Source organism: Flavobacterium sp. KH_001, assembly GCF_057840745.1.
Genome location: NZ_CM174520.1, coordinates 511,897 through 533,633, shown reverse-complemented (window position 1 = coordinate 533,633; position 21,737 = coordinate 511,897). Strand labels below are relative to the sequence as shown.

20 protein-coding genes are annotated in these 21,737 nt (G+C 34.4%); 8 read left to right on the top strand and 12 right to left on the bottom strand.

Annotation, left to right across the window (positions count from 1 at the left end; all coding sequences use genetic code 11):
- Positions 1-354: 354 nt before the first annotated feature.
- The 3 genes from AC3ITQ_RS02510 to AC3ITQ_RS02500 all read right to left on the bottom strand — a co-directional run bounded on the left by AC3ITQ_RS02510 (position 355) and on the right by AC3ITQ_RS02500 (position 3,666).
- Entirely contained in the window at positions 355-1,257 is a 903-nt protein-coding gene (locus AC3ITQ_RS02510) for an energy transducer TonB family protein (RefSeq protein WP_489236680.1), read from the bottom strand.
- 464 nt (positions 1,258-1,721) lie between these two features.
- Positions 1,722-2,948, bottom strand: coding sequence for a Glu/Leu/Phe/Val dehydrogenase dimerization domain-containing protein (locus AC3ITQ_RS02505; protein ID WP_026983006.1), 1,227 nt, complete (start codon positions 2,946-2,948; stop codon positions 1,722-1,724).
- 142 nt (positions 2,949-3,090) lie between these two features.
- Positions 3,091-3,666, bottom strand: a complete 576-nt coding sequence (locus AC3ITQ_RS02500; RefSeq protein ID WP_489236679.1) for a chalcone isomerase family protein — start codon at positions 3,664-3,666, stop codon at positions 3,091-3,093.
- 482 nt (positions 3,667-4,148) lie between these two features.
- Between AC3ITQ_RS02500 and AC3ITQ_RS02495 the strand changes: the two genes are divergently transcribed.
- The 5 genes from AC3ITQ_RS02495 to AC3ITQ_RS02475 all read left to right on the top strand — a co-directional run bounded on the left by AC3ITQ_RS02495 (position 4,149) and on the right by AC3ITQ_RS02475 (position 9,210).
- A complete protein-coding gene (locus AC3ITQ_RS02495) occupies positions 4,149-5,291 on the top strand; it encodes an acyl-CoA dehydrogenase (protein WP_489236678.1) in 1,143 nt (380 codons plus the stop codon).
- 132 nt (positions 5,292-5,423) lie between these two features.
- Positions 5,424-6,401 (top strand): M20/M25/M40 family metallo-hydrolase, encoded by a 978-nt coding sequence (locus tag AC3ITQ_RS02490; protein ID WP_489236677.1) that lies wholly within the window; start codon positions 5,424-5,426, stop codon positions 6,399-6,401.
- A gap of 124 nt (positions 6,402-6,525) precedes the next feature.
- Positions 6,526-7,203: an SDR family NAD(P)-dependent oxidoreductase gene (locus tag AC3ITQ_RS02485; protein WP_489236676.1), complete on the top strand. Its 678-nt coding sequence runs from the start codon at positions 6,526-6,528 to the stop codon at positions 7,201-7,203.
- 37 nt (positions 7,204-7,240) lie between these two features.
- Entirely contained in the window at positions 7,241-8,521 is a 1,281-nt protein-coding gene (locus AC3ITQ_RS02480; RefSeq protein WP_489236675.1) for a hypothetical protein, read from the top strand.
- A 77-nt stretch (positions 8,522-8,598) separates the two neighbouring features.
- The gene (locus AC3ITQ_RS02475) at positions 8,599-9,210 is read left to right on the top strand and encodes a SprT-like domain-containing protein (protein ID WP_489236674.1); all 612 of its coding nucleotides are present in this window, start codon (positions 8,599-8,601) and stop codon (positions 9,208-9,210) included.
- Between the two features lie 105 nt (positions 9,211-9,315).
- On the opposite strand, the gene AC3ITQ_RS02470 is transcribed toward AC3ITQ_RS02475, so the two are convergent.
- From AC3ITQ_RS02470 to gcvP, 6 genes are all read right to left on the bottom strand, one after another.
- Positions 9,316-10,077 carry an ABC transporter ATP-binding protein gene (locus AC3ITQ_RS02470; protein ID WP_194657309.1) on the bottom strand — a complete coding sequence of 254 codons (762 nt, stop codon included), beginning with the start codon at positions 10,075-10,077 and terminating at the stop codon, positions 9,316-9,318.
- Entirely contained in the window at positions 10,077-10,823 is a 747-nt protein-coding gene (locus tag AC3ITQ_RS02465; RefSeq protein WP_072974880.1) for an MlaE family ABC transporter permease, read from the bottom strand. The genes AC3ITQ_RS02470 and AC3ITQ_RS02465 overlap by 1 nt, the downstream gene beginning before the upstream one ends.
- A gap of 80 nt (positions 10,824-10,903) precedes the next feature.
- A complete protein-coding gene (locus AC3ITQ_RS02460; RefSeq protein ID WP_489236673.1) occupies positions 10,904-11,752 on the bottom strand; it encodes a glycosyltransferase family 2 protein in 849 nt (282 codons plus the stop codon).
- A 100-nt stretch (positions 11,753-11,852) separates the two neighbouring features.
- Positions 11,853-12,374, bottom strand: coding sequence for a class I SAM-dependent methyltransferase (locus tag AC3ITQ_RS02455; RefSeq protein ID WP_489236672.1), 522 nt, complete (start codon positions 12,372-12,374; stop codon positions 11,853-11,855).
- 328 nt (positions 12,375-12,702) lie between these two features.
- Positions 12,703-13,761: a 3-oxoacyl-ACP synthase III family protein gene (locus tag AC3ITQ_RS02450; protein ID WP_375033749.1), complete on the bottom strand. Its 1,059-nt coding sequence runs from the start codon at positions 13,759-13,761 to the stop codon at positions 12,703-12,705.
- Positions 13,762-14,346: 585 nt separating this feature from the next.
- Complete coding sequence (gene gcvP, locus AC3ITQ_RS02445; protein WP_489236671.1) at positions 14,347-17,196, bottom strand: aminomethyl-transferring glycine dehydrogenase; 2,850 nt, start codon at positions 17,194-17,196, stop codon at positions 14,347-14,349.
- A 217-nt stretch (positions 17,197-17,413) separates the two neighbouring features.
- On the opposite strand from gcvP, the gene AC3ITQ_RS02440 reads away from it, so the two are divergent.
- From AC3ITQ_RS02440 to AC3ITQ_RS02430, 3 genes are all read left to right on the top strand, one after another.
- Positions 17,414-18,220, top strand: coding sequence for a UbiA prenyltransferase family protein (locus tag AC3ITQ_RS02440; RefSeq protein WP_489236670.1), 807 nt, complete (start codon positions 17,414-17,416; stop codon positions 18,218-18,220).
- Positions 18,221-18,402: 182 nt separating this feature from the next.
- Positions 18,403-19,068 carry a PEGA domain-containing protein gene (locus tag AC3ITQ_RS02435; RefSeq protein ID WP_489236669.1) on the top strand — a complete coding sequence of 222 codons (666 nt, stop codon included), beginning with the start codon at positions 18,403-18,405 and terminating at the stop codon, positions 19,066-19,068.
- Positions 19,069-19,280: 212 nt separating this feature from the next.
- Complete coding sequence (locus tag AC3ITQ_RS02430) at positions 19,281-19,703, top strand: hypothetical protein (protein WP_489236668.1); 423 nt, start codon at positions 19,281-19,283, stop codon at positions 19,701-19,703.
- Positions 19,704-19,713: 10 nt separating this feature from the next.
- On the opposite strand, the gene AC3ITQ_RS02425 is transcribed toward AC3ITQ_RS02430, so the two are convergent.
- The 3 genes from AC3ITQ_RS02425 to AC3ITQ_RS02415 form a co-directional block, all read right to left on the bottom strand.
- Positions 19,714-20,172, bottom strand: coding sequence for an SRPBCC family protein (locus tag AC3ITQ_RS02425; protein WP_489236667.1), 459 nt, complete (start codon positions 20,170-20,172; stop codon positions 19,714-19,716).
- Positions 20,173-20,372: 200 nt separating this feature from the next.
- Positions 20,373-20,783, bottom strand: a complete 411-nt coding sequence (locus tag AC3ITQ_RS02420; protein WP_489236666.1) for a hypothetical protein — start codon at positions 20,781-20,783, stop codon at positions 20,373-20,375.
- Complete coding sequence (locus tag AC3ITQ_RS02415) at positions 20,780-21,691, bottom strand: TIGR01777 family oxidoreductase (RefSeq protein WP_489236665.1); 912 nt, start codon at positions 21,689-21,691, stop codon at positions 20,780-20,782. The genes AC3ITQ_RS02420 and AC3ITQ_RS02415 overlap by 4 nt, the downstream gene beginning before the upstream one ends.
- Between the last annotated feature and the right edge of the window lie 46 nt (positions 21,692-21,737).

Here is a 21,737-nt window from a genome sequence, read left to right as displayed (position 1 = left end):
CACGCTTAGAAAATAGAGTATAGAGTGTAGAACATAGAATATAGATGAAAAGAGGCAAGAAGCAAGAGGAAAGAGAATAGATTGAAGAAAGAGTATTTATTGCGAGGAACGAATCAATCTCACTAGAATTGTAACCACAATCTTGTCATTTCGACCGAAGGGAGAAATCACATAAAGAGAAGACACTCAGTACGTCCATCCCGAGTGTGATTTCTCCCTTCGGTCGAAATGACAAACTAAACGAATAAAACATAAAAAAGGCTTTCTGATATTTCAGAAAGCCTTTTTTATAGAATCAAATTCGTGAGAATCCGTGACTCGAGCGATAGCGAACAGACGAAGTAAATCCATGTTTTAATTCAAACTAAAATTATAAATAATCTTCCCAGTTTGTTTTACAGGAGCGTTATCATCTGGTGCCCATTTTGTATTCATCGCAGCAATCCTTGCCTGATCTAATAAACAACTCGCTGTATTGGTTGTTCCTTTTATTCCGGCCGTTGCGCTAATTGTTTTTCCGTTTTGATCTACTGTAACTTCAACAACTACCTTTCCTTCTTCGTTACAAGTATATTTTGGTGCAGGTTTCGATAATGCTTTTCGATTTCCAAGAGAATATCCTGATCCGCCGCCAGAACCACCGCCGCTTCCGGCTCCGTAACCGCTTCCGGTACCAATACCATTTCCGGTTCCGTTTCCACCGCCAGTTCCGCCGCCAGAACCTCCGCTGCCGTAATAACCGTTAGAACCTAAACTTCCGTTAGCTTTTCCTTTGTTTCCTGCCACTTTATCATCGCCGTCTCCGCCTTTGTTCGATCCTTTCATAATGCTCGATAAAGCATCGTTGGTAGAATTCGAAACTTTAGGTTTTTGAGGAACTGGTTTTGTTTCCGGTTTTACAACAGGAGTTGGTTTTTTAGGCTTTTCCTTTACGGGAATAACAACATCGTTAGCATCATCTGCGCTATTTTCCTGTGTTATGATTGCCTCATCCGGAGTTGATTTGGCTGGAGTGGCTTTTGCCTGGTTTTTTACATTTAAAACTTCGCTTTTATAATTCGCTCCAGACCCTAAATCGCTGTCTCCAAAATTCACAGTCACGCCACCGCCACCACCGCCTTCAGCAAGTGCTACATTATTTTCCGGGTTGTAGGGAGGCCAAAAACGTATAAAAAACAGTAATACTAAAATAACTGCATATATCGCCGTGGTGAGTAGTAGAGATTTCTTTTTATCTGAAGAAATAGTGGAACTCATTATGATTCTGAATTTTGTATTGTATCTTATTAAAAACGTTTAAAAGTAGTAAAAATTGTTTAGAATCAAAGAAGGAATTTAACCGCAAGGTTCGCTAAGGTCTACGCAAGGAACGCTAATTTATTTCTCGCAAAGTCGCGAAGTCGCAAAGTTTTTCTTTTTTAAGTTTTTCTTTGCGCCTCTGCGCCTTTGCGAGATTAAAAACAAAAGCTATGCGTATATTTTTTGCACGCAGATTTGGCGGATTTTAGCAGATTTAATTTTAAAATAGATCTGCGCAAATCTGCTTAAATCTATTTTAAATCTGCGTGAAATTCTAACCACAAGCCAAAATCTGCTCAATCTGCCAAATCTGCGTGAAAAAATTAATCGCAAAGCATGAAATCTTTTAATCATTAAAATCTGTGGCAAAAAAAAACGAGCCAAAGATTATTTGACTCGTTTAAAAGAAAAGTATAAAAATATTATACTAATTGTTTCAATGCAATCTCAAAAGCAGTTGCACTGATATTTGTTTTTGATGGATTCAAAGCGTGTGCTTTTACAATCGCATTTTTTATAATTTCTGAAGTATCATTAAAGATCGCCTCATCTGTCATTTGCACTTTTTTCTCCATGAAATAAGCAAAAACTCTTGCCATTCCGCAGTTCGAAATAAAATCAGGAATCAAACTTACTTTATGATCTACTTCTTCCATGATCGATCCGAAGAAAATTTCCTTATCGGCAAAAGGAACATTCGCACCACAAGAAATAACTTCTAATCCGTTTGCAATTAAACTATCGATTTGAGTTTGTTGTACTAATCTGGAAGCAGCACAAGGAGTGAAAATTTCAGCACCTATTGTCCATATTTTAGAATTGATTTCCTCAAACGGAATCATATTGTCGGCAACTAATTTGTTTCCGTCCTTGTTTAAAAACAACGTTCTGATCTCTTCAAAAGAAAAACCTTCTTCGTTGATTAATCCTCCGTCACGGTCAATAATTCCAATTACTTTAGCTCCCATTTCAGCTAAATAAAAAGCAGCTGCAGATCCAACATTTCCGAATCCCTGAACAATTGCTTTTTTACCTTTAATGTCTCCACCATAAGTATTGTAGAAATGACGAACAGCTTCGGCAACGCCATAACCTGTAATCATATCAGCAACAGTATATTTTCTCGTTACGTCTGGAGAGAATTTTGGATTTTCAATAACCTTAATTACACCCTGGCGCAATTGACCAATTCTGTTGATTTTATCAGCTTCAGTTGGTTTGAAGTGTCCGTTAAAAACACCTTCCTGCGGATGCCAGACACCACATTCTTCCGTCATCGGAATAACTTCGTGAATTTCATCAACATTCAAATCACCACCAGTTCCGTAATAACTTTTTAATAAAGGTGAAACCGCTTTGTACCAACGTTGCAAAACACCTTTTTTACGAGGGTCATTTGGGTCAAAATTAATTCCGGATTTAGCGCCTCCAATTGCAGGCCCAGAAACTGAAAATTTAACTTCCATCGTTTTAGCCAAAGAAAGAACTTCGTTCATATCCAAGCCTTTTCTCATTCTTGTTCCACCTCCTGCGGCTCCTCCACGAAGTGAATTAATTACTGTCCAACCTTCTGCTTCTGTTTCAGAATCTTTCCAGTTAAAAACAATTTCAGGTTCTTTATTTTCAAATTGCTGTAATAAATCTTTCATTTTGTTGTGATATGTTTATTTTGCGTAAAAGTATAAAATAGAATAATGCGAATAATGTATTTTGCCTCAATTTTATTTAAAGAAAAAAAGAAAGCCGAAAACATAACGCTTTCGGCTTTAAAATTTTATGAAGGTTAGGAGATTATATTCCTAATAAATGCTTTTTTAATGCTTCGTCAACTGGTTTGTCTGATAACCAGATTCCGAATAATGCTTTTTTGAAATCAAATCCAGGAACTTTTCCTTTTACAACTTCATTTTTAATAACGTTTACCGTTTGGTCAAATGGATTGTACCATAATACAAAAACGTCTTTTTCTGTAATTGGGTCGCTCAACAATGTTTTGAACTGCTCAATTCTTGGTCTTAATTCTTCAAGATTACTTCCCGCAGATTTTTCAAACCCACTGTTCATTGCTTTAGTCAATTTGTTTGAAGAAACCATAGAAGAAGTAATTTCAATTCTGATCGCCATTTCAGTATCGCTATCAATAATGAATTTTGGATCCTGACTTAACTGCGTTAAATAAAGGGCCTGAACGTAAACTTCCAACCACATTTTTGATCTTCCGCCAGCACCGTTAAGTTGCATTGTTTTATTTTGTACTTCAATTTTTCTTGGAACTGTTACGCCATTAACTTCTAACTGAGTTTGGGCCGAAACGGTCGAAAATTGTAAACTTAAAAGGAATGTAAGTGCAAGTAAAATCTTTTTCATAAGCTGTCGATATAATAATTTTTAGGCAAAAATAATGTTAATTTCTTAATATTGAGTTGTTAAACGACATGTTTTTTCATTTGAAATTTTTATTTTTTATAACGTATAAGATTAACAATCAATTTAGTAAGAGTAATTTTACGTACAATTACCTGTTTTAAGAAGTGTTTAGCCTTTTTTGCACTATTTTTTTACTAAAACTTTTTAGTAAAGTACTTTTTATGTGAAATTTTATTCTTAAATTTTAGAGAAAACATTGCGGACTTTATGCTTGTAGGCTTAAAATGCAATAGTATTACGAAAACGTTATCGTAATTATTGCTGATCTATTAATTTTATATGCATGCATTGTTAAATTGACTTTTAAAAATTATCTTTGAAAGCCATTTCAACAAAAATTGGCAAGGAAAAACAAAACTAACCACTGACCTGACCAAAATGCCTAATTTTTGGTTCAAAAAACAATAAAATAAATTTAGACTATGGATTTCAATCTTACCGAAGAGCATTTAATGATTCAACAAGCCGCCAGAGATTTTGCCCAAAACGAATTGTTGCCAGGTGTTATTGAGCGTGACGAAAAACAAATTTTTCCGACCGAGCAAGTAAAAAAAATGGGGCAATTAGGATTCATGGGAATGATGGTTGATCCGAAATACGGAGGAAGCGGACTTGATGCTATTTCATATGTAATCGCAATGGAAGAAATTTCTAAAGTTGATGCATCAGCTTCTGTTGTAATGTCTGTAAATAACTCTTTAGTTTGTTGGGGATTGCAAGAATTTGGAACTGAAGAACAAAAACAAAAATATTTACCAGGTTTAGCATCTGGAGAAATTCACGGTGCTTTTTGCTTAAGCGAGCCTGAAGCAGGTAGTGATGCAACTTCTCAAAAAACGACTGGTATTGACATGGGCGACCATTATTTAGTAAACGGAACAAAAAACTGGATTACGAATGGTAACACTGCATCTGTTTATTTGGTAATTGTGCAAACGCATCCGGAGAAAAAGCATAAAGGAATCAATGCTTTGATCATGACGAAAGACATGCCGGGCTTTTCAGTTGGACCAAAAGAACAAAAAATGGGAATCCGTGGTTCTGATACACACTCTTTAATGTTTAGTGATGTAAAAGTTCCAAAGGAAAACAGAATTGGTGAAGATGGTTTCGGATTCAAATTTGCAATGAAAACATTGGCGGGAGGTCGTATCGGAATTGCGTCTCAGGCTTTAGGAATTGCTTCAGGGGCATATGAATTGGCTTTGAAATATTCTAAGGAAAGAAAAGCTTTCGGAACAGAAATCTGCAACCACCAGGCAATTGCCTTTAAATTGGCAGATATGGCAGTTAATATCGAAGCGGCACGTCATTTATGTATGAAAGCAGCCTGGGATAAAGATCAGGGCAAGAACTACGACGTAAGTGGAGCGATGGCAAAATTATTTGCTTCGCAAGTAGCAATGGATACAGCTGTTGAAGCAGTACAAATTCATGGTGGAAACGGTTACGTAAAAGAATATCATGTTGAACGTTTTATGCGTGACGCAAAAATTACTCAGATTTACGAAGGAACTTCTGAAATTCAAAAAATCGTAATTTCCAGATCCGTTATCGCAGGATAATTTTACGATCATTTATATAAAAATTGCCCTTTCAGCTTTAAGTTCGAAAGGGTTTTTTTATGAAATATTTTTTTTCCTCTTCAGAAGTTTATACTTTTAAACCAATTACTTAGCCTTCTAAAAAATTAAATCATGAAAAAACTTTGCTTTCTTCTTTTTTCGTTAGTTTTATTAAGTTGTAAATCGAATCCTTCCGCAACAACTGAAAAGGCAGCCCAATCAGATTCAAAACCTTTAGCCATTTCGTATAAAGTAAAAGAAGCTGATGTTTCCGATTTCTTAAAATACCTTTCTTCAGATGAATTGGAAGGCCGCGAAACCGGAACGAAAGGAATTGAAAAAGCAGCAGTGTTCTTAGAAGATTTCTTTAAGAAGAATAATGTAAAGCCTTATTTTAAAACGTATCGTGATACTTTGACCAATTTTAAATCGCCAGCATATAATATTGTGGGGGTTTTAGAGGGAACAGATCCGGAGTTAAAAAAGGAGTTCGTAGTTTTAAGTGCACATTACGATCATATTGGTGTGGAGAAAAAAAAGCAGGATGATGTGATTAATAATGGCGCAAATGACGATGCTTCCGGCGTAACGGTTGTTGCTGAAATGGCGAAATATTTTGCAGAGACAAAATCAAACAAACGTAGTATTCTTTTTGTGTTTTTCGCGGGAGAAGAAAAAGGACTTTTAGGTTCTAAAAGTTTAGTCGAGAAATTGAAAAAGCAAAATTTCAATATTTATACGCAGTTGAATATCGAAATGGTTGGTGTGCCAATGAAACGCGATTATCTGGCATACATCACCGGTTTTGATAAATCGAATATGGCGGAGAAAATAAATCAGTATACCGGAAAAAATACAATTGGTTTTTTACCAAAAGAAGCCGAGTATAAATTGTTCTACAGATCTGATAATTATTCTTTTTACGAAGCGTTCAAAAAACCTTGCCAGTCCATAAGTACTTTTGATTTCGAAAACTTCGATTTTTATCATCATGTTTCAGATGAATTCAAAGTGATGGATATTCCGCATATGACTTCTTTTATACAGGAATTATTACCGGCTGTAACCCAAATTTCATCGACACCAACAGAAGAAATTACGATGAAATAATAACCTTTCTTTTTATTGGATTTGCTTACTTTTGCTTCAAGAAATCGCCATGATTCCAAATAAAAATCGAGACTTAGAATGGCGATTCTATATATTCCATTAAAAAAAGAAATAGTATCTCCATATGAAAAATATTATCGTTACCGGAACAAGTAGAGGAATTGGATATGAATTGGCTTTGCAGTTTGCGAATGCCGGACATCAGGTTTTAGCTATTTCCAGAAAAGTACCTCAGACGCTTTTAGCGCATCAAAATGTTACCTGTCTTTCTGTTGATTTATCTGATGAAACTGCTTTACAGGAAGTGGAAGGTTTTCTTTCATCAACCTGGAAAAAAGTAGATGCCGTTGTACATAATGCCGGAGCTTTATTATTGAAGCCTTTTGCAGAAACCACTCAGGCTGATTTTGAAAGTATTTACAAAGTGAATGTTTTTGCAGTAGCCAATCTGACCCGCATTTGTTTACCTTATCTTCAAAGTGGAAGCCATGTCGTAACCATCAGTTCGATTGGTGGTGTAAGAGGAAGTTTGAAATTTGGAGGATTGGCCGCTTACAGCTCGAGCAAAGGTGCCGTTATTACCTTAACCGAATTATTAGCTGAAGAATATAAAGAACAGGGAATCTCATTTAATGTTCTGGCTTTAGGCTCCGTTCAAACGGAAATGCTGAATGAAGCTTTCCCGGGTTATCAGGCCCCAATTTCTGCTGAAGGAATGGCGACTTATATTTATGATTTTACGCTTAACGGAAATAAATACTTTAATGGAAAAGTGTTAGAAGTTTCTTCAACAAATCCATAAAATACAATACTTAGCCCCAAACCTTACAATCAAACTAATGAAAAAAAGAATCCTAATTCTTGTAATTGTTTTATTTACCGTTTTTTCTAATCAAATCATTTCCGCTCAATCCTATAAATCAGAGCATCTGAGTTTTTATAATTTTGTTTTTCCAGAGACTTATATTCCTAAAGATTATAGAACGTATACGGTAAAAATGAATCTTTCCGACAGGCCAATTGCTATTTTGATTGATGGTGAAAAAAAGGGAGGGCGTGGTCCGCTTACTTATAATGAATTTTTCAAAAAGGAATATTTAGTTCGTCCACTTGCGGGTACAGAAACAGAGGTAAATTATAAAGGTGAAGTTATTCCGTCAATTGCTGATTTAGGATACAGAAATGAATCGGCTGCTAAAGCTGAAGATCACCTTATACTTGATGTGCTTATTGATCATATCGCGTATGCTGCAGAAATACAAGAAGCAAAATCGGCAGAAAAACCTTTTGGATATGAAATGTATTATCAATACAATGTTTTCTTTAAATTTAAAAATAGCGTCACTGATAAAGTAGTTTTAGAAAAAACCATCTTTGTTAAACAGAGAATGAGTGGTACTAGTGCATCTCAGGGGACTATTTTTAATTTTAAAACCAGAGGCGAAGCGGTGAATTATTTAACTGAAAATGCAGATAAAAACCTGATTTATAATGAGCTTGTGACGGATATTCAGCGCTATATGAAAAGCAGGGTTGTTTCATGGATAGGAGTTGCTTATTATGAGGAAACTTATCTTTTCTCAAGAATTTCTAAAGAAGATAAAAATCCAATATTTGTGAAGTTAAATCAGGATGTTGATGCTATGGAAAACTGGTCCAAATCTAAGCCTCAGCCTACTGTAGATGATTCACTCTTAGCCGCAAATTCTGAATTTATTGAAAAAAATAATTTGACAATTAAAGATAATTCAGAAGCTTTTCATGGTGACGTAAATTTACGGGACTATAAAAACTTCATAAATAAAAAGCGAATTTTTACTGACTTCATTCTAAAAATGGAAGGATATTCTAAACAGTTAGACGCAAACGATAAAGGACAAAAGGCTGCTCTTTGGGCCTGTTATATTAATATTGCTTCAAGTTTTGGCGTTCTAAATAATTATAAAAGTAGTTTAGAATTTCTTCAAAAAGCCCGTTCTTTAGATTATCAGGAACGTAAAGTACAAGAAGTTGAAAAAGAAATAAAAGACAAGCAAACAAAACTAAATATTTTCTATGCTGCTGAAGGTGGTATTAAAAATGATGTAAACAGTAGTTATATAAAATATCTAACCTTGTAAGTATCATAGCTGTTTGTACAGGTTTTATAAAATGTTTTCTTAGATTTGTTTTTTGATTTATTAAACACGCAATCGATTTGAACGAAACTTTAGCAAGATATATACCCGAGCATGCTGTAAAGCCTGTTTTTGAATTGATTGTTGCCAATCAGGTTCATCTGAAAATTGTAAATGAGCGCCAGACGCGTCATGGTGATTACAGACGAGGACTTAGTGGTAAACATGAAATTACAGTAAATGCGAGCCTAAATAAATATCGTTTTTTGATTACCCTGATCCATGAGATTGCACATTTGGTAGCTTTTGAAAAGTTTGGACGAAATATCAAACCACATGGAAATGAATGGAAATTTACTTTTCAACGTTTGATGGTTCCTTATATTCGTCCTGAGATTTTTCCGGGAAGCTTACTGCCGTTGTTAGCAAGGCATTTTAAAAACCCATCTGCAAGTAGTGACACTGATACGACTTTGTCTCTGGCTTTAAAACAATATGATGCCGGAAATGATAAAAATTACGTTTTTGAGATTCCATATGGAAGTGTTTTCAGAATTAAAAACGGTAAAATATTCAAGAAGCTTGCGGTACGAACAAAACGTTTTGAATGTATCGAAATCAGTTCCGGTAAAACGTATCTTTTTAATCCTAATGCAGAGGTGGAGTTGATCAATATTAATGAGAAATTCTAATAAAAAGGAAATTCAATCTTTTGAATTCCAAGTATAAAAAAAATTCCAAATTCCAACCTTTGCAGTTTGGAATTTGGAATTTTTTTATTGAAATTTTAAAAGGTTTTAACCTTTTAAGTATGCTTCTCTTACTTTTTTAAACAAGTTTGATGAGTAAACAAACTTCACAATATCTTTATTATCGGTTCTAAAGATTTCTTCCTTAGTTCCCTGCCACGCTTTTACTCCTTTTTTCAGGAATACGATATTCTCTCCAATTTCCATAACTGAGTTCATATCGTGCGTATTAATTACGGTAGTAATATTATATTCTTCTGTAATTTCTTTAATCAGATTATCAATCAAGGTTGAAGTGTTTGGATCTAAACCAGAGTTCGGTTCATCACAAAACAAATACTTCGGGTTATTTACAATCGCACGGGCAATCGCAACACGTTTTTGCATTCCTCCGGAGATTTCTGATGGTAATTTTTTATGTGCATCAACTAAGTTTACTCTTTCTAAAACAAAATCAACACGTTCTTGGATTTTTGCTTTGTTATCATTCGTGAACATTTTTAATGGAAAAGCAACATTTTCAGCAACGGTCATTGAATCAAATAAAGCACTTCCCTGAAAAACCATTCCGATCTCAGTTCTTAATTCTCTTTTTTCATCCGGATTTAAATCAGAATATACACGTCCATCAAATTCAATTGTACCTGAATCAGGCGAGTGAATTCCTAGTAAAGTTTTTAATAAAACAGTTTTTCCGGATCCACTTTGTCCAATTATTAGGTTGGTTTTTCCAGTTTCAAAAACGGTCGAAACGCCTTTTAAAACTTTACTGTCGCCAAATGATTTTTCTATGTTTTTTACTTCGATCATTATCCTAATAGTAATTGAGTTAATATATAATTGAAAAGAATAATACAAACAGATGTCCAGACAAATGACACTGTACTAGCCTTACCAACTTCAAGTGCACCACCTTTCATGTAATACCCGTGGAAAGATGGGATTGTCGCTAATAACATTGCAAAAATTAAAGTTTTAATGAAAGCATATGTAATATGAAAAGGAATAAATTCCATTTGAGCACCCTGAATAAAGTCCTGACTAGTTGAAAAACCTCCATAAGCACAAGCAAGCCATCCTCCAAAGATTCCCAGGAACATACTAATTCCGATTACGAACGGATACATTAATAAGGCTACTATTTTTGGAAAAACAAGATAGTTTAATGAATTAACTCCCATAACTTCTAGTGCATCAATTTGCTCCGTAACACGCATTGTTCCTATACTTGAAGTGATGTAAGATCCCATTTTTCCGGCCATAATTACCGAAATAAAAGTAGGAGCAAACTCTAGAATTACAGATTGACGTGTAGCAAAACCAATTAAATATTTTGGGATTAATGGGTTCGTTAAGTTTAATGCAGTTTGAATGGCGACAACTCCTCCAATAAAAAAGGAGATAAAGCAAACGATGCCAAGAGAGTCGATTATTAAGTCATCGATTTCTTTGAAAATCAATTTTTTCATAACAGACCATTTTGTCTGTTTATTGAAAATTTCCTTCAACATTAAAAAATATCTTCCTATTTGAGATAAATAACGAATTAGCATCATAATTTTTGAAATATTGGCTAAGGTAAAAAGAAGTTACGAGTTTTGGGTTATGACTTTTGGATTTTCGCCTGTTTTCCGAATCAAATTAACTTTTCTTTCATTTTTTTGAAACGATAATTTCGGATAAATTTGCCTTGTTCCGATGTAACTAATAACGGTGTTTTTGCATTTTTAGCTTTCCAGAATCCTCTGATATAGTCCAGAAACAGAAATGGTTTTTTCTTCATCATAGCCAATTTAGCTGATGCAATTGCCGTGATCCAGAAACCGTATCCTAAAGTATAAAAAGCTTCTCCTTGTTTGTAACGTGCTGTTTTATTATAATTGGCACCGGTTGGTTTAAGATGTTTTACATGCAAAGATTCATCTGTAACAACTTTCCAGTCATAATATTTACAAAGCAATTCATCTACTGTATCCCAACCCATAGCAGGTTTTAACCCCCCAATTTGTTGGAACGTTGCTTTTCTATACGCTTTCAAAGCACCGCGGATATGGTCTTTGTCGGTTAGGTTTTCTAAAACCCAGTCGCCATTTTTTTCGATGTAACAAAATCCACCCACCATTCCGATTTTTGGATCGGATTCAAAGTGTTTTATGATTGTTTCGAAATAGTTGGGCGGGAAAATTAAATCGCCGTCAATTTTTACAATAATATCGTATTCAGAATCCAGTGTTTCAAAACCTTTTTGAAAAGCCTGAATTACTTTGCTTCCCGGCATGTGAATAGCATCTGAAGTTTTGTTTACAACAGAAATATACGGATTGTCTTTAGCAAAACCCAAAACAACTTCTTCTGTTTTATCTGTAGAATTGTCGTTTACCACTACAATTTTTGAAGGCAAAACGGTTTGCGAAACCAAAGATTGCAGGGTCAGGCCGATTAAATCTTGCTCGTTATGTGCTGGAATGACGATATAGTACTTCATATAAAAATTTTAGATTTTAGATTTTAGATCTTAGATTGGTTTTACTATATCTAAAAATCAGAAATCAGAAATCGTTACTCTAAAATCTACAATCTGAAATCTAAATTTTTTCAGCGTAAACAATATAATATCTATTTGTAAAACTGCGTAAAAATGGTCTTAAACCAAACTTCTTTACAGGATTGGTCCATTTTTGTCTGTCGATGATTTTCCAGCCTGTTTTTTCTAAAAGCCAGTCTAATTGCCAGTCTTCGAATTCATGGTAATGTCTGTCCCACATATCTGTTTTAGAACGATATGCTGGAGAAAACCACAAACGCATCGGAATTGAAATTAACAGTTTGTCTGATTTAATTTCATTTAAAATTGTGAACGGATTTAATAAATGTTCGAAGATTTCGAAAGCCGTTACAACGTCTTGGTTGTCTGTTTTTAAAACGTTTTGATCCAAATCTAAATCTTCGCCAGTGGTGTTTTTTACTGAATAACCAGCTTCTTTCATGATTTTAGAAAACGGATTTTCAACTCCCAAATCAAGGATTGTTTCAGAGGTTTTGATATGCTTTTGTAAAAATTCTAAAGTAAGTTTGAATCTTTTATTTGGAAACGTTTTTTCGTACATAGTCTTTGCGAGGAACGAAGCAAGCTATCGTTCTTGATTTTATATTAGGTCGCAAATATACAAAGATTACTTCTTTTTTTGAGTTTTTTAATTTGAATGAAAAATGAAAAGTCCGTATTTAAAATGTTGTTTTTAAATACGGACTTAAATAATTTTTATAGCTATGGAAGAGCGTAATGTTTATAGGTTAATTTGAGCATCAATTTTATAGCTCCATCGGAGCGATATTTTTAATTGTCGGATGCCGCTCCGATGGAGCTTTTTCCGAAACGCAATTATTATGCTATAAACATGACGTCCCAACGGGACTTCTTAATCGAACTTAGGATTAATGTCTGTATACAAAAGCATTAACATTCATTCCCGCTCCCACAGAAGCAAAAATGATGACATCGCCTTTGTTGATTTCATGACCTTCGATTTTTCCTTTTAGGATCAAATCATATAAAGTTGGAACGGTTGCTACACTGCTGTTTCCTAAATCATGAATACTCATTGGCATGATATCTTTAGGGGCAGTTTTATCGTATAATTTGTAGAAACGTTCGATAATCGCTTCGTCCATTTTTTCGTTGGCCTGGTGAATTAAGATTTTCTTCACTTCGTCAATTCCGATACCGCTTTTGTCTAAACAGCTCTTCATGGCACATGGAACCTGGCTTAATGCAAATTCGTAAATTTTACGACCGTACATTTTAATGTATTTGATATCCGGATCTAAATCTGGATTGTATGATTTACCGAAGTATAAAAAGTTGGCTTCATCATTCGCAAAAGTAGCGCTTTCGTAAGATAATAATCCCGATTCGTCCTGTGATCCTTCTAAGATCGAAGCCCCGGCGCCATCAGAATAAATCATGGAGTCACGATCGTGATCGTCAACCACTCTTGATAAAGTTTCGGCACCAATTACCAGAACGCGATTTGCCATTCCGGATTTAATGAATGCGTTAGCTTGTAAAACACCTTCGATCCAGCCCGGACATCCAAAAAGAATGTCGTAAGCCACACATTTTGGGTTTTTGATGGCCAATTTGTTTTTTACACGAGTTGCTAAACTTGGTAAAATATCTGTTTGATGAGTTCCTGATTTTACATCGCCAAAGTTGTGGGCGAAAATGATATAATCTAAAGTTTCGCGATCGATTCCTGCGTTTTCAATTGCTTTTTCAGCAGCGAAAAAAGCTAAATCGGATGCGTTATGTTGAGTTTCGGCATAGCGGCGGTTTTCGATTCCGGTGATGCCCTTGAATTTTTTAATTACAACTTCATTTGGGTAGCCAAAAGGAGTTCCGTCTTCATTTAAAAAAACATGTTTGTCAAAGTCAGTATTGCTTACTTCTTTATTCGGAATGTAACTTCCGATACCTATTATTTTTATTTTCATTATTCCTTAATTATCCAATAAATTTATTGCTAAATTATATAAAAAATTATGATAACTATCATAAAAAATACTATGCATGCATATAATTGTCAAATAATAATTATTTGTTGGATATATTGTTAATTTTTTAATGAAATTTAAGTTTTACCGAGATTTCAAACGTTTGAAATGGAATTTTGAGGAAAGTTTTTTTTGTTTCAGGTTTGAGGTTTGAGGTTTTTGCGTGACGTATAATTCGCGATTTCCCGTGTCCTCGTTCCTAGAAATGACAGTACCTTATGAAAATGTGAGTGTGATAATTTTTCAAAACCTATCGTTTCTTCCGCGTGAGGGATAGGAGTAAGCTACCGAAGTAGCATGGATAGCCCGACAGTATTTAAGAAAAGGCCACATAAGCGCAAAGTTGATTAGGCCTTTTTTTAAATACTGGCACGCCTTGATTATAAAGGTTTAAAGTTTCAGGTTTAAAGTTTCACGTTGCGGGCAAACTTGAAACATGAAACCTGAAACAAAAGAAACCAAAACGAAAAACCCGACAGGTCTTAAAATCTGTCGGGTTTTGATATAATTAGAAAAACTTATTTCTTAGTTTTCCATGTAAGCTTCGATTGGTGCACAGCTGCAAACTAAATTTCTGTCACCGTATGCGTCATCTACACGACGAACAGATGGCCAGAATTTATTTTCAGCAATGTACTCTAATGGGTAAGCTGCTTTTTCTCTAGTGTAAGGGAAAGCCCAGTTATCAGTAGTTAACATTGCTAGTGTATGCGGTGCATTTTTCAATACGTTGTTTTTATCATCAGCTGTTGCTGCTTCGATCTCTTTTCTGATTGAGATAAGAGCATCACAAAAACGATCTAATTCTGCTAAATCTTCAGATTCTGTAGGTTCAATCATTAAAGTTCCTGCTACCGGGAAAGAAACCGTAGGAGCGTGAAAACCGTAATCCATTAAACGTTTTGCGATATCACCAACTTCAATTCCGTTTTCTTTAAACGAACGACAATCTAAAATCATTTCGTGAGCAGCTCTTCCGCATTCTCCTGTATAAAGAATTGGGTAGTGTCCTTCGAAACGGGCTTTCATGTAGTTAGCATTTAAGATAGCATGCTCTGTAGCACTTTTTAATCCTTCGGCTCCCATCATTGTGATGTAACCATAAGAGATTAAACAAACTAAAGCTGATCCGTAAGGTGCAGATGAAATAGCAGTAATCGCTTGCTCACCACCAACTTTTAAGATTGGGTTTGTTGGTAAAAATGGAACCAGTTTTTCGTTCACACAAATTGGTCCAACTCCAGGCCCACCACCACCGTGAGGAATAGCGAATGTTTTGTGTAAGTTTAAGTGACAAACGTCAGCACCAATTGTAGCAGGATTTGTTAATCCAACTTGCGCGTTCATATTAGCACCGTCCATATATACTAATCCGCCATTGTCGTGGATTAATTTTGTGATTTCAATAATTGAAGATTCGAAAACTCCGTGAGTAGAAGGATAGGTTACCATTAAGCAAGATAAGTCATCTTTATGTTCAATCGCTTTTTCTCTTAAATCTTCTACATCAATGTTTCCTTCAGGAGTCGTTTTAGTAACGATGATTTTCATTCCGGCCATCGCTGCAGAAGCAGGATTTGTTCCGTGAGCTGAAGAAGGAATTAAACATACATTACGGTGACTATCGCCTCTTGATAAGTGGTAAGCACGAATCGCCATTAAACCAGCATATTCTCCCTGAGCTCCAGAGTTAGGCTGTAATGTTGTTCCGGCAAAACCAGTAATTACATTTAATTGCTCCTCTAACTTTTTAAGCATCGTGATATAACCTTCCGCTTGTTCTACTGGTGCAAACGGGTGAATGCTGTTCCAGTTTGGCATTGATAAAGGCAACATTTCTGAAGCTGCATTTAATTTCATCGTACAAGAACCTAATGAAATCATTGAATGATTCAATGATAAATCTTTACGTTCTAATTTTTTGATGTAACGCATTAACTGACTTTCTGAATGATGATTGTTGAATACATCATGTGTTAAGAAAGAAGACGTTCTTTCTAATGAAGCTGGTAATTGACTTGCAGTAGTTAATTCAGAAACGGTAAAAGTTTCTTTTCCTAAAGCTTCAGCAAAAATTGATATAATTTGGTTGATGTCAGCGATTGAAGTTGTTTCGTTGAATGAGATCGAAATGGTATCAGCATCAACATAGAAGAAGTTTACTTCGTTTTTCTCCGCTACAGCTTTTACTTTTTGAGCATCTGCTTTTACTAAAATAGTATCAAAGTAAGCTGTGTTGGTTTGGTAAACGCCTAATTTATTTAAAGCTTCAGCAGTAGTAACCGCCGATGCGTGAACTTTACCAGCAATGTATTGCAATCCTTTTGGTCCGTGGTAAACGGCATACATTCCGGCCATAACCGCAAGTAAAACCTGAGCTGTACAAATGTTTGAAGTTGCTTTTTCACGTTTGATGTGCTGCTCACGAGTTCCTAAAGCCATACGTAAAGCGCGGTTTCCATTTACATCAATAGAAACTCCGATAATACGACCTGGCATGGATCTTTTGTATTCCTCTTTAGTTGCGAAAAAAGCAGCGTGAGGACCACCATAACCCATTGGAACACCAAAACGCTGAGTAGTTCCAACCACTACAGCTGCACCCATTTCTCCCGGAGAAGTTAAAGTCGCTAATGATAAAATATCAGCAGCAAAGGCAACTTTGATTTCATTTTCTTTTGCTTTAGCAACAAAAGCAGTATAATCATTTACCTGACCATATTTTCCCGGATATTGTACAATGGCTCCGAAGAACTCATTAGAAAAATCAAAGGTTTCGTGATTACCAACAACTAATTCAATTCCAACTGGAGTTGAACGTGTTTGTAATATTGATAAAGTTTGTGGTAAAATTTCTTCAGAAACGAAGAATTTGTTTGTATTGTTTTTCTTTTGATCACGAGTACGAACATCAAAAAGCAAAGCCATAGCTTCTGCTGCAGCTGTACCTTCGTCTAATAAAGATGCATTTGCGATTTCCATTCCTGATAATTCAATAACAGTAGTCTGGAAATTTAAAATAGCTTCAAGACGACCTTGAGCAATTTCTGCCTGATAAGGTGTGTAAGCGGTATACCATCCTGGATTTTCGAAGATGTTTCTTTGAATTGGGGCCGGAACGATAGTTGGGTGATAACCCAAACCAATGTATGATTTGAATACTTTATTTTTCTTTCCTAGTTCCTGAATATGATTTGCGAATTCGTATTCTGTCATTGCAGGATCTAAATTCAAAGGCGCTTTTAAACGAATATCGTCTGGAAGGGTTTCATAAACAAGTTGTTCAATCGATTCCACTCCAATGGTTTTTAACATGTGTGGAAGATCTGTTTCTCTTGGGCCAATGTGTCTTAAAGCAAAAGCATCTGTTCTCATTTGTAGCTATCTAGTTTTTTAAAGGCAATGTAATTAGCAAAGTAAAATTCCAATTAAGCAAGATTTACAAGGGTTTATTACATTTTATAGTAAATGTGTTGTTTTTTGTGGCGCAAAATTAAGTATTATTAATAATTTAATGGGTATTTTTAACTTCAATTTTTATGAAATTTATAACCAAAGAGTTGATTTGTTACCAATTGATTAGATTTAAGACATGAAATTTTTAAAACAGATATTAGATTTTTACCTGAATAGCAGTATTCATGTGGCTTTATCGTGTTATGCTCTGGTCAGGGTCACGTTTCATGTGTTTCATATTCAGTATGATGAAGCGATGGCCTTGTTTGTTTTTTTTGGAACAATCGTAGGATATAATTTTGTTAAATATGATGCATTAGTCCGGGTTAAAAAAAATCCGATCGGAATTCAGCTGAAAATTATCGCCGTTTTGAGTTTCATTTCACTCGTTTTAGTGGGCTATTATTTTTTCCATTTAAAGCGAATTACGCAAATTGTTTCGGTTGGAATATTTTTAATAACCGCACTTTATACCTTGCCGTTTTTTCCAAACAGAAAAAATGCGAGAAACTGGGCAGGCGTAAAAATTTATATTGTAGCACTTTGCTGGGTAGGAGCGACGCTGGTTTTACCTTTGATAAATGCAGAAATTCCGTTTACAGCAAACTTCTTCATCAAATGCATTCAGCGTTTTGTATTGGTTTTTGTATTGATTTTGGTTTTTGAAATTTTAGATCTGGCGAATGATGATCCGCATTTACAAACCGTTCCGCAAACTATTGGCGTGAAAAAAACTAAGATTTTGGGGTTTTCGCTTTTAGTTCCGTTTTGGGTTGTGGGGATATTATCGTTTGATTTTCATGATTTGATTATCAATCTGATAATGGTCGTAATGTTGATGTTGTTTATTCTGTTTGCAAACCCAAATCGATCTAAATATTATACTTCTTTCTGGGTTGAAAGTGTTCCGATTTTTTGGTGGATAATGATTGCATGTTTTTAAAAACGCTCTAAATTCCTGATTTAATTTTAACTTTTTTTTAAGAAAACAATTGTTTTACTAGTGATTTCGTAAAAATGTAACTAATCATTTGGTTTTTAGTGTTTTATTTGGTTTAATATTTAACTTTGGTTTAAACAAATGTTAAAACTAATATTTAAACCAAAAACCAAAAACAATTGCTTATGAAATCAAAATTATTTACTCTAATTATTTTATTTTTAGGAAGTTTGCTTAATGCGCAAACTGTCAAAATTAGTGCTTCTGAACCAGATGCTAATATTATCGTTAATGGACAAAATGTCGGAACTGGAACTTACAAACTTAGTTTAGACAAAAAAGACTGTTATAAGATTAAAGTGGAAAAGGCTGGTTTTTTAAAGTACGAATCTACAGTTTGTGGGAAAAAAGCAGGACCTGAACCACCATCAAGTTTGTATTTTGAAATGAAAAAAGATGATGCTGAAGAAGCGTCAATTAAGACAGATCAGGCAAATGTTGATTTTCAGGTTGAAGTAAATCCAGATTTGAATATTACAGAAGCCTGGAAACTTACTACGCAAATTGTTACTGATTATTTTGATGCTATCGAAGTAAGTGACAAAGAAACATCGTATTTAAGAACAGCCTGGAGCGTTCAGTCTTTCCAACAAAATACGATCAGAACTCGTTTAATTATTAAATTATCTAAATCTGATCCTCTTACATTTAAAGTAAAATTAAACAGTGAGTATTCGGGTGTTTCAGGTACTAGCGTTAAAGCTGATGAACAATTTAGAGATTGGGATAGAATTCTTAGAAAATACAAAAATGTGATTTCAGATTTTTCTAACCGATTAATGAAGAAATAATAACAAAGAAAAGCCGATGTATTTACATCGGTTTTTTTTTATATAAAATATTATTTTGTTTTTTGTTCATCGAGGGTCCTACTCAAATCGGCTTTAACTACGGTAAATATCTTTCTTTTCTAGACCTTGATTTTGATTATTCTTGAATTGTGCTAAAATTTGAATTCATAATAATTCTATATTTGAAAACAAATACCACTATATGCAAAAGGATGTCTCTTTTTTTTGGAATGAAGTTTACACAACTGCAATTTATTTTGTTTTTCTTCGGATGGATGTTTTTCCTGGCTTTTATCTGGCCATTTATTATCGGCTCTTATCTTGGGATGTCAGTTTTGGTATGCGGACTTTCTATTCTTTTTGTTGGTTTACTCAATCGTTTATTTGGGTTATTGCTTCTTGTGTTTTATTTTTTGAGTCATTCACTTATTCGATTCTATCAGAATTTTATGATGGTACTTACGTCTATTTTTGCGACTTTGCTTTACAGTCTTTTTGTTCCGATGAATTTCTATACCTATATGGCGCATCTTTTGGTCAATACTTTTTCAATCTTTTTAATTTATGAGGTTGGCTTCAGAAAAGGCAGTAATAATATCGATGATGAGATTATTAGTTTAGATGATGATAATTAAGGGTAAAAATTTATGATATAGATTTTTCAGAAACTTCTTTTAAGGTTTTGTTTCGTTCTGTAAGAAATTGAGTTAGGTGTTTTTCCAAAAATAAAACATCAAATAATTCTCCGAAAATTCCAAACGGCGTTTCATATTGTAATTTATCTTTCATAATTGTGATGCCATTTTCTTCTTCAAAAAAATGCTCGTGTTTGAAGGTTTTGAATTTTCCGCGTTCCATTTCATCTACAAAATAATCATGAAAAGCCATTTTTGTAATTCGGCTTTTATGGGTGAGATAAAAACCGAAATGTTTCCCGCGCCAGGTTACGGTTTCATTTAAATTGATTAGTCCGGATGTTACGCCTGCAATTGCTTTTTCATTTGATTTGCTTGCAGATTGTTGATGAATATCTATGTTTCTTGAAGCGTCAAAGACTATTTGTTTAGATGCTTTTATTTTGGTTGTTAGGTTTATGGTTGTCATGATTGATCAGCGTATTTCAAGTCCCAGCGGGACGTCATATTTATAGATTTATAGTTGCTATTGGAATAAAGCCCCATTAGGGGCGAAATGTTTCAGAAGTAATCAGAAAGCAAAGATGTCGCTCCGCTGGAGCTTAAATGAACGACGCATTTTTTATCTTTTCTATAAACATTATACTCCGCTGGAGCTTTAATAGAATCTTATTTTACATTTTCTTCCTCACTTTTAAAATTTAATTTAAAAAATAATCCGGTAAGAATCGATGAAATGGAATAAGATAAAGCAATGTCAAACCACATGAATCCTCTCATGAGTGAGGAAGTTATAAAAATGCCGGTTACTGCTATTAAGATCAAAATGCATTTCGTGAATAAAAGTGGCAAGTCTTTTTTAGAGAAATAATAATAAACGAAAGCATAAATTACATATGTTGGGATTGAAAAAAACAAACTAAAAATTAATGCTATAGGAAATACTTCTACTAAGCCTACAATTTTATTTGGATGTAAAACGGTAATATACATTAATAGTTGAGAAATAATTGGCCCTAATAGCAAAGTGAAAAACCAATGTTTAAACAAAAAAATCCAATCTGTATTTTGTGTTTTCATTTGTTTACTAAATTTTTAAATGCATTATCAATATCTCCAAACTTAAATTGAAACCCATTCTCTAAAAGTCGTTTAGGTATCACATTTCTACTTTTAAAAACCAATTCGGTTTCGGTGCGTATGAAGAAAGATCCAATTTCTAATAAGAATGCGCTCATTGGAATTCCAAAAGGAAATCCAACTGCTTTTCTAAGTTTCTGCATAAAATCAGCATTGCGAATCGGTTCCGGAGAAACAACATTTATCACTCCGGTCATTTCTTTTTGAAGAATAAAATCAACTGCATTTGCAAAATCTTCTTCGTGAATCCAGCTTATAAACTGATTTCCTTTTCCTTGTCTTCCTCCAAAACCAATTTTTGCCAAAGTCTTTAACGGAATAAAAGCGCCTCCTTCTTTTCCTAGAACAATTGAAGTTCGCAATGCGGTTTTTAAAGTAGTGGGAGTTTCAGTTTTAAAGAATGCTTTTTCCCAGGAAAGTGCGACATTGATAGAAAAGTCATTTCCGATTTCTCCGTCAATTTCATCCATTTGTTTGTCCAGAGAAAAACGATAAATAGTTGAAGTTGATGAATTCAGCCACTGTTTTGGTGGATTTTGACAGTTTAAAACCGCCTTGTTCAAAATCTTTGTGCTTTCAATTCGAGATAACAGAATCTCTTTTTTATTTTCTTTGGTATAACGGCAATCCACAGATTTTCCGGCAAGATTAATTAAAACAGTTGCGTTTTCTAATTCTTTTTCCCAACCAGAAAAAGTTCTGGCATTCCAATTTACATATTTGATTCCGTCAATTGTCTGCGATTTTCCACGGGTTAGAATTACAATCTCCTCAAATTTATCTTTGAAATGATGGATTAAAACTTGTCCTAAAAATCCTGTTCCGGCTGCTATGATGAGTTTTTTCATTTGATTTTTTATGTCGCTTTAATATTTAAACCAGACAGGTTTTTTA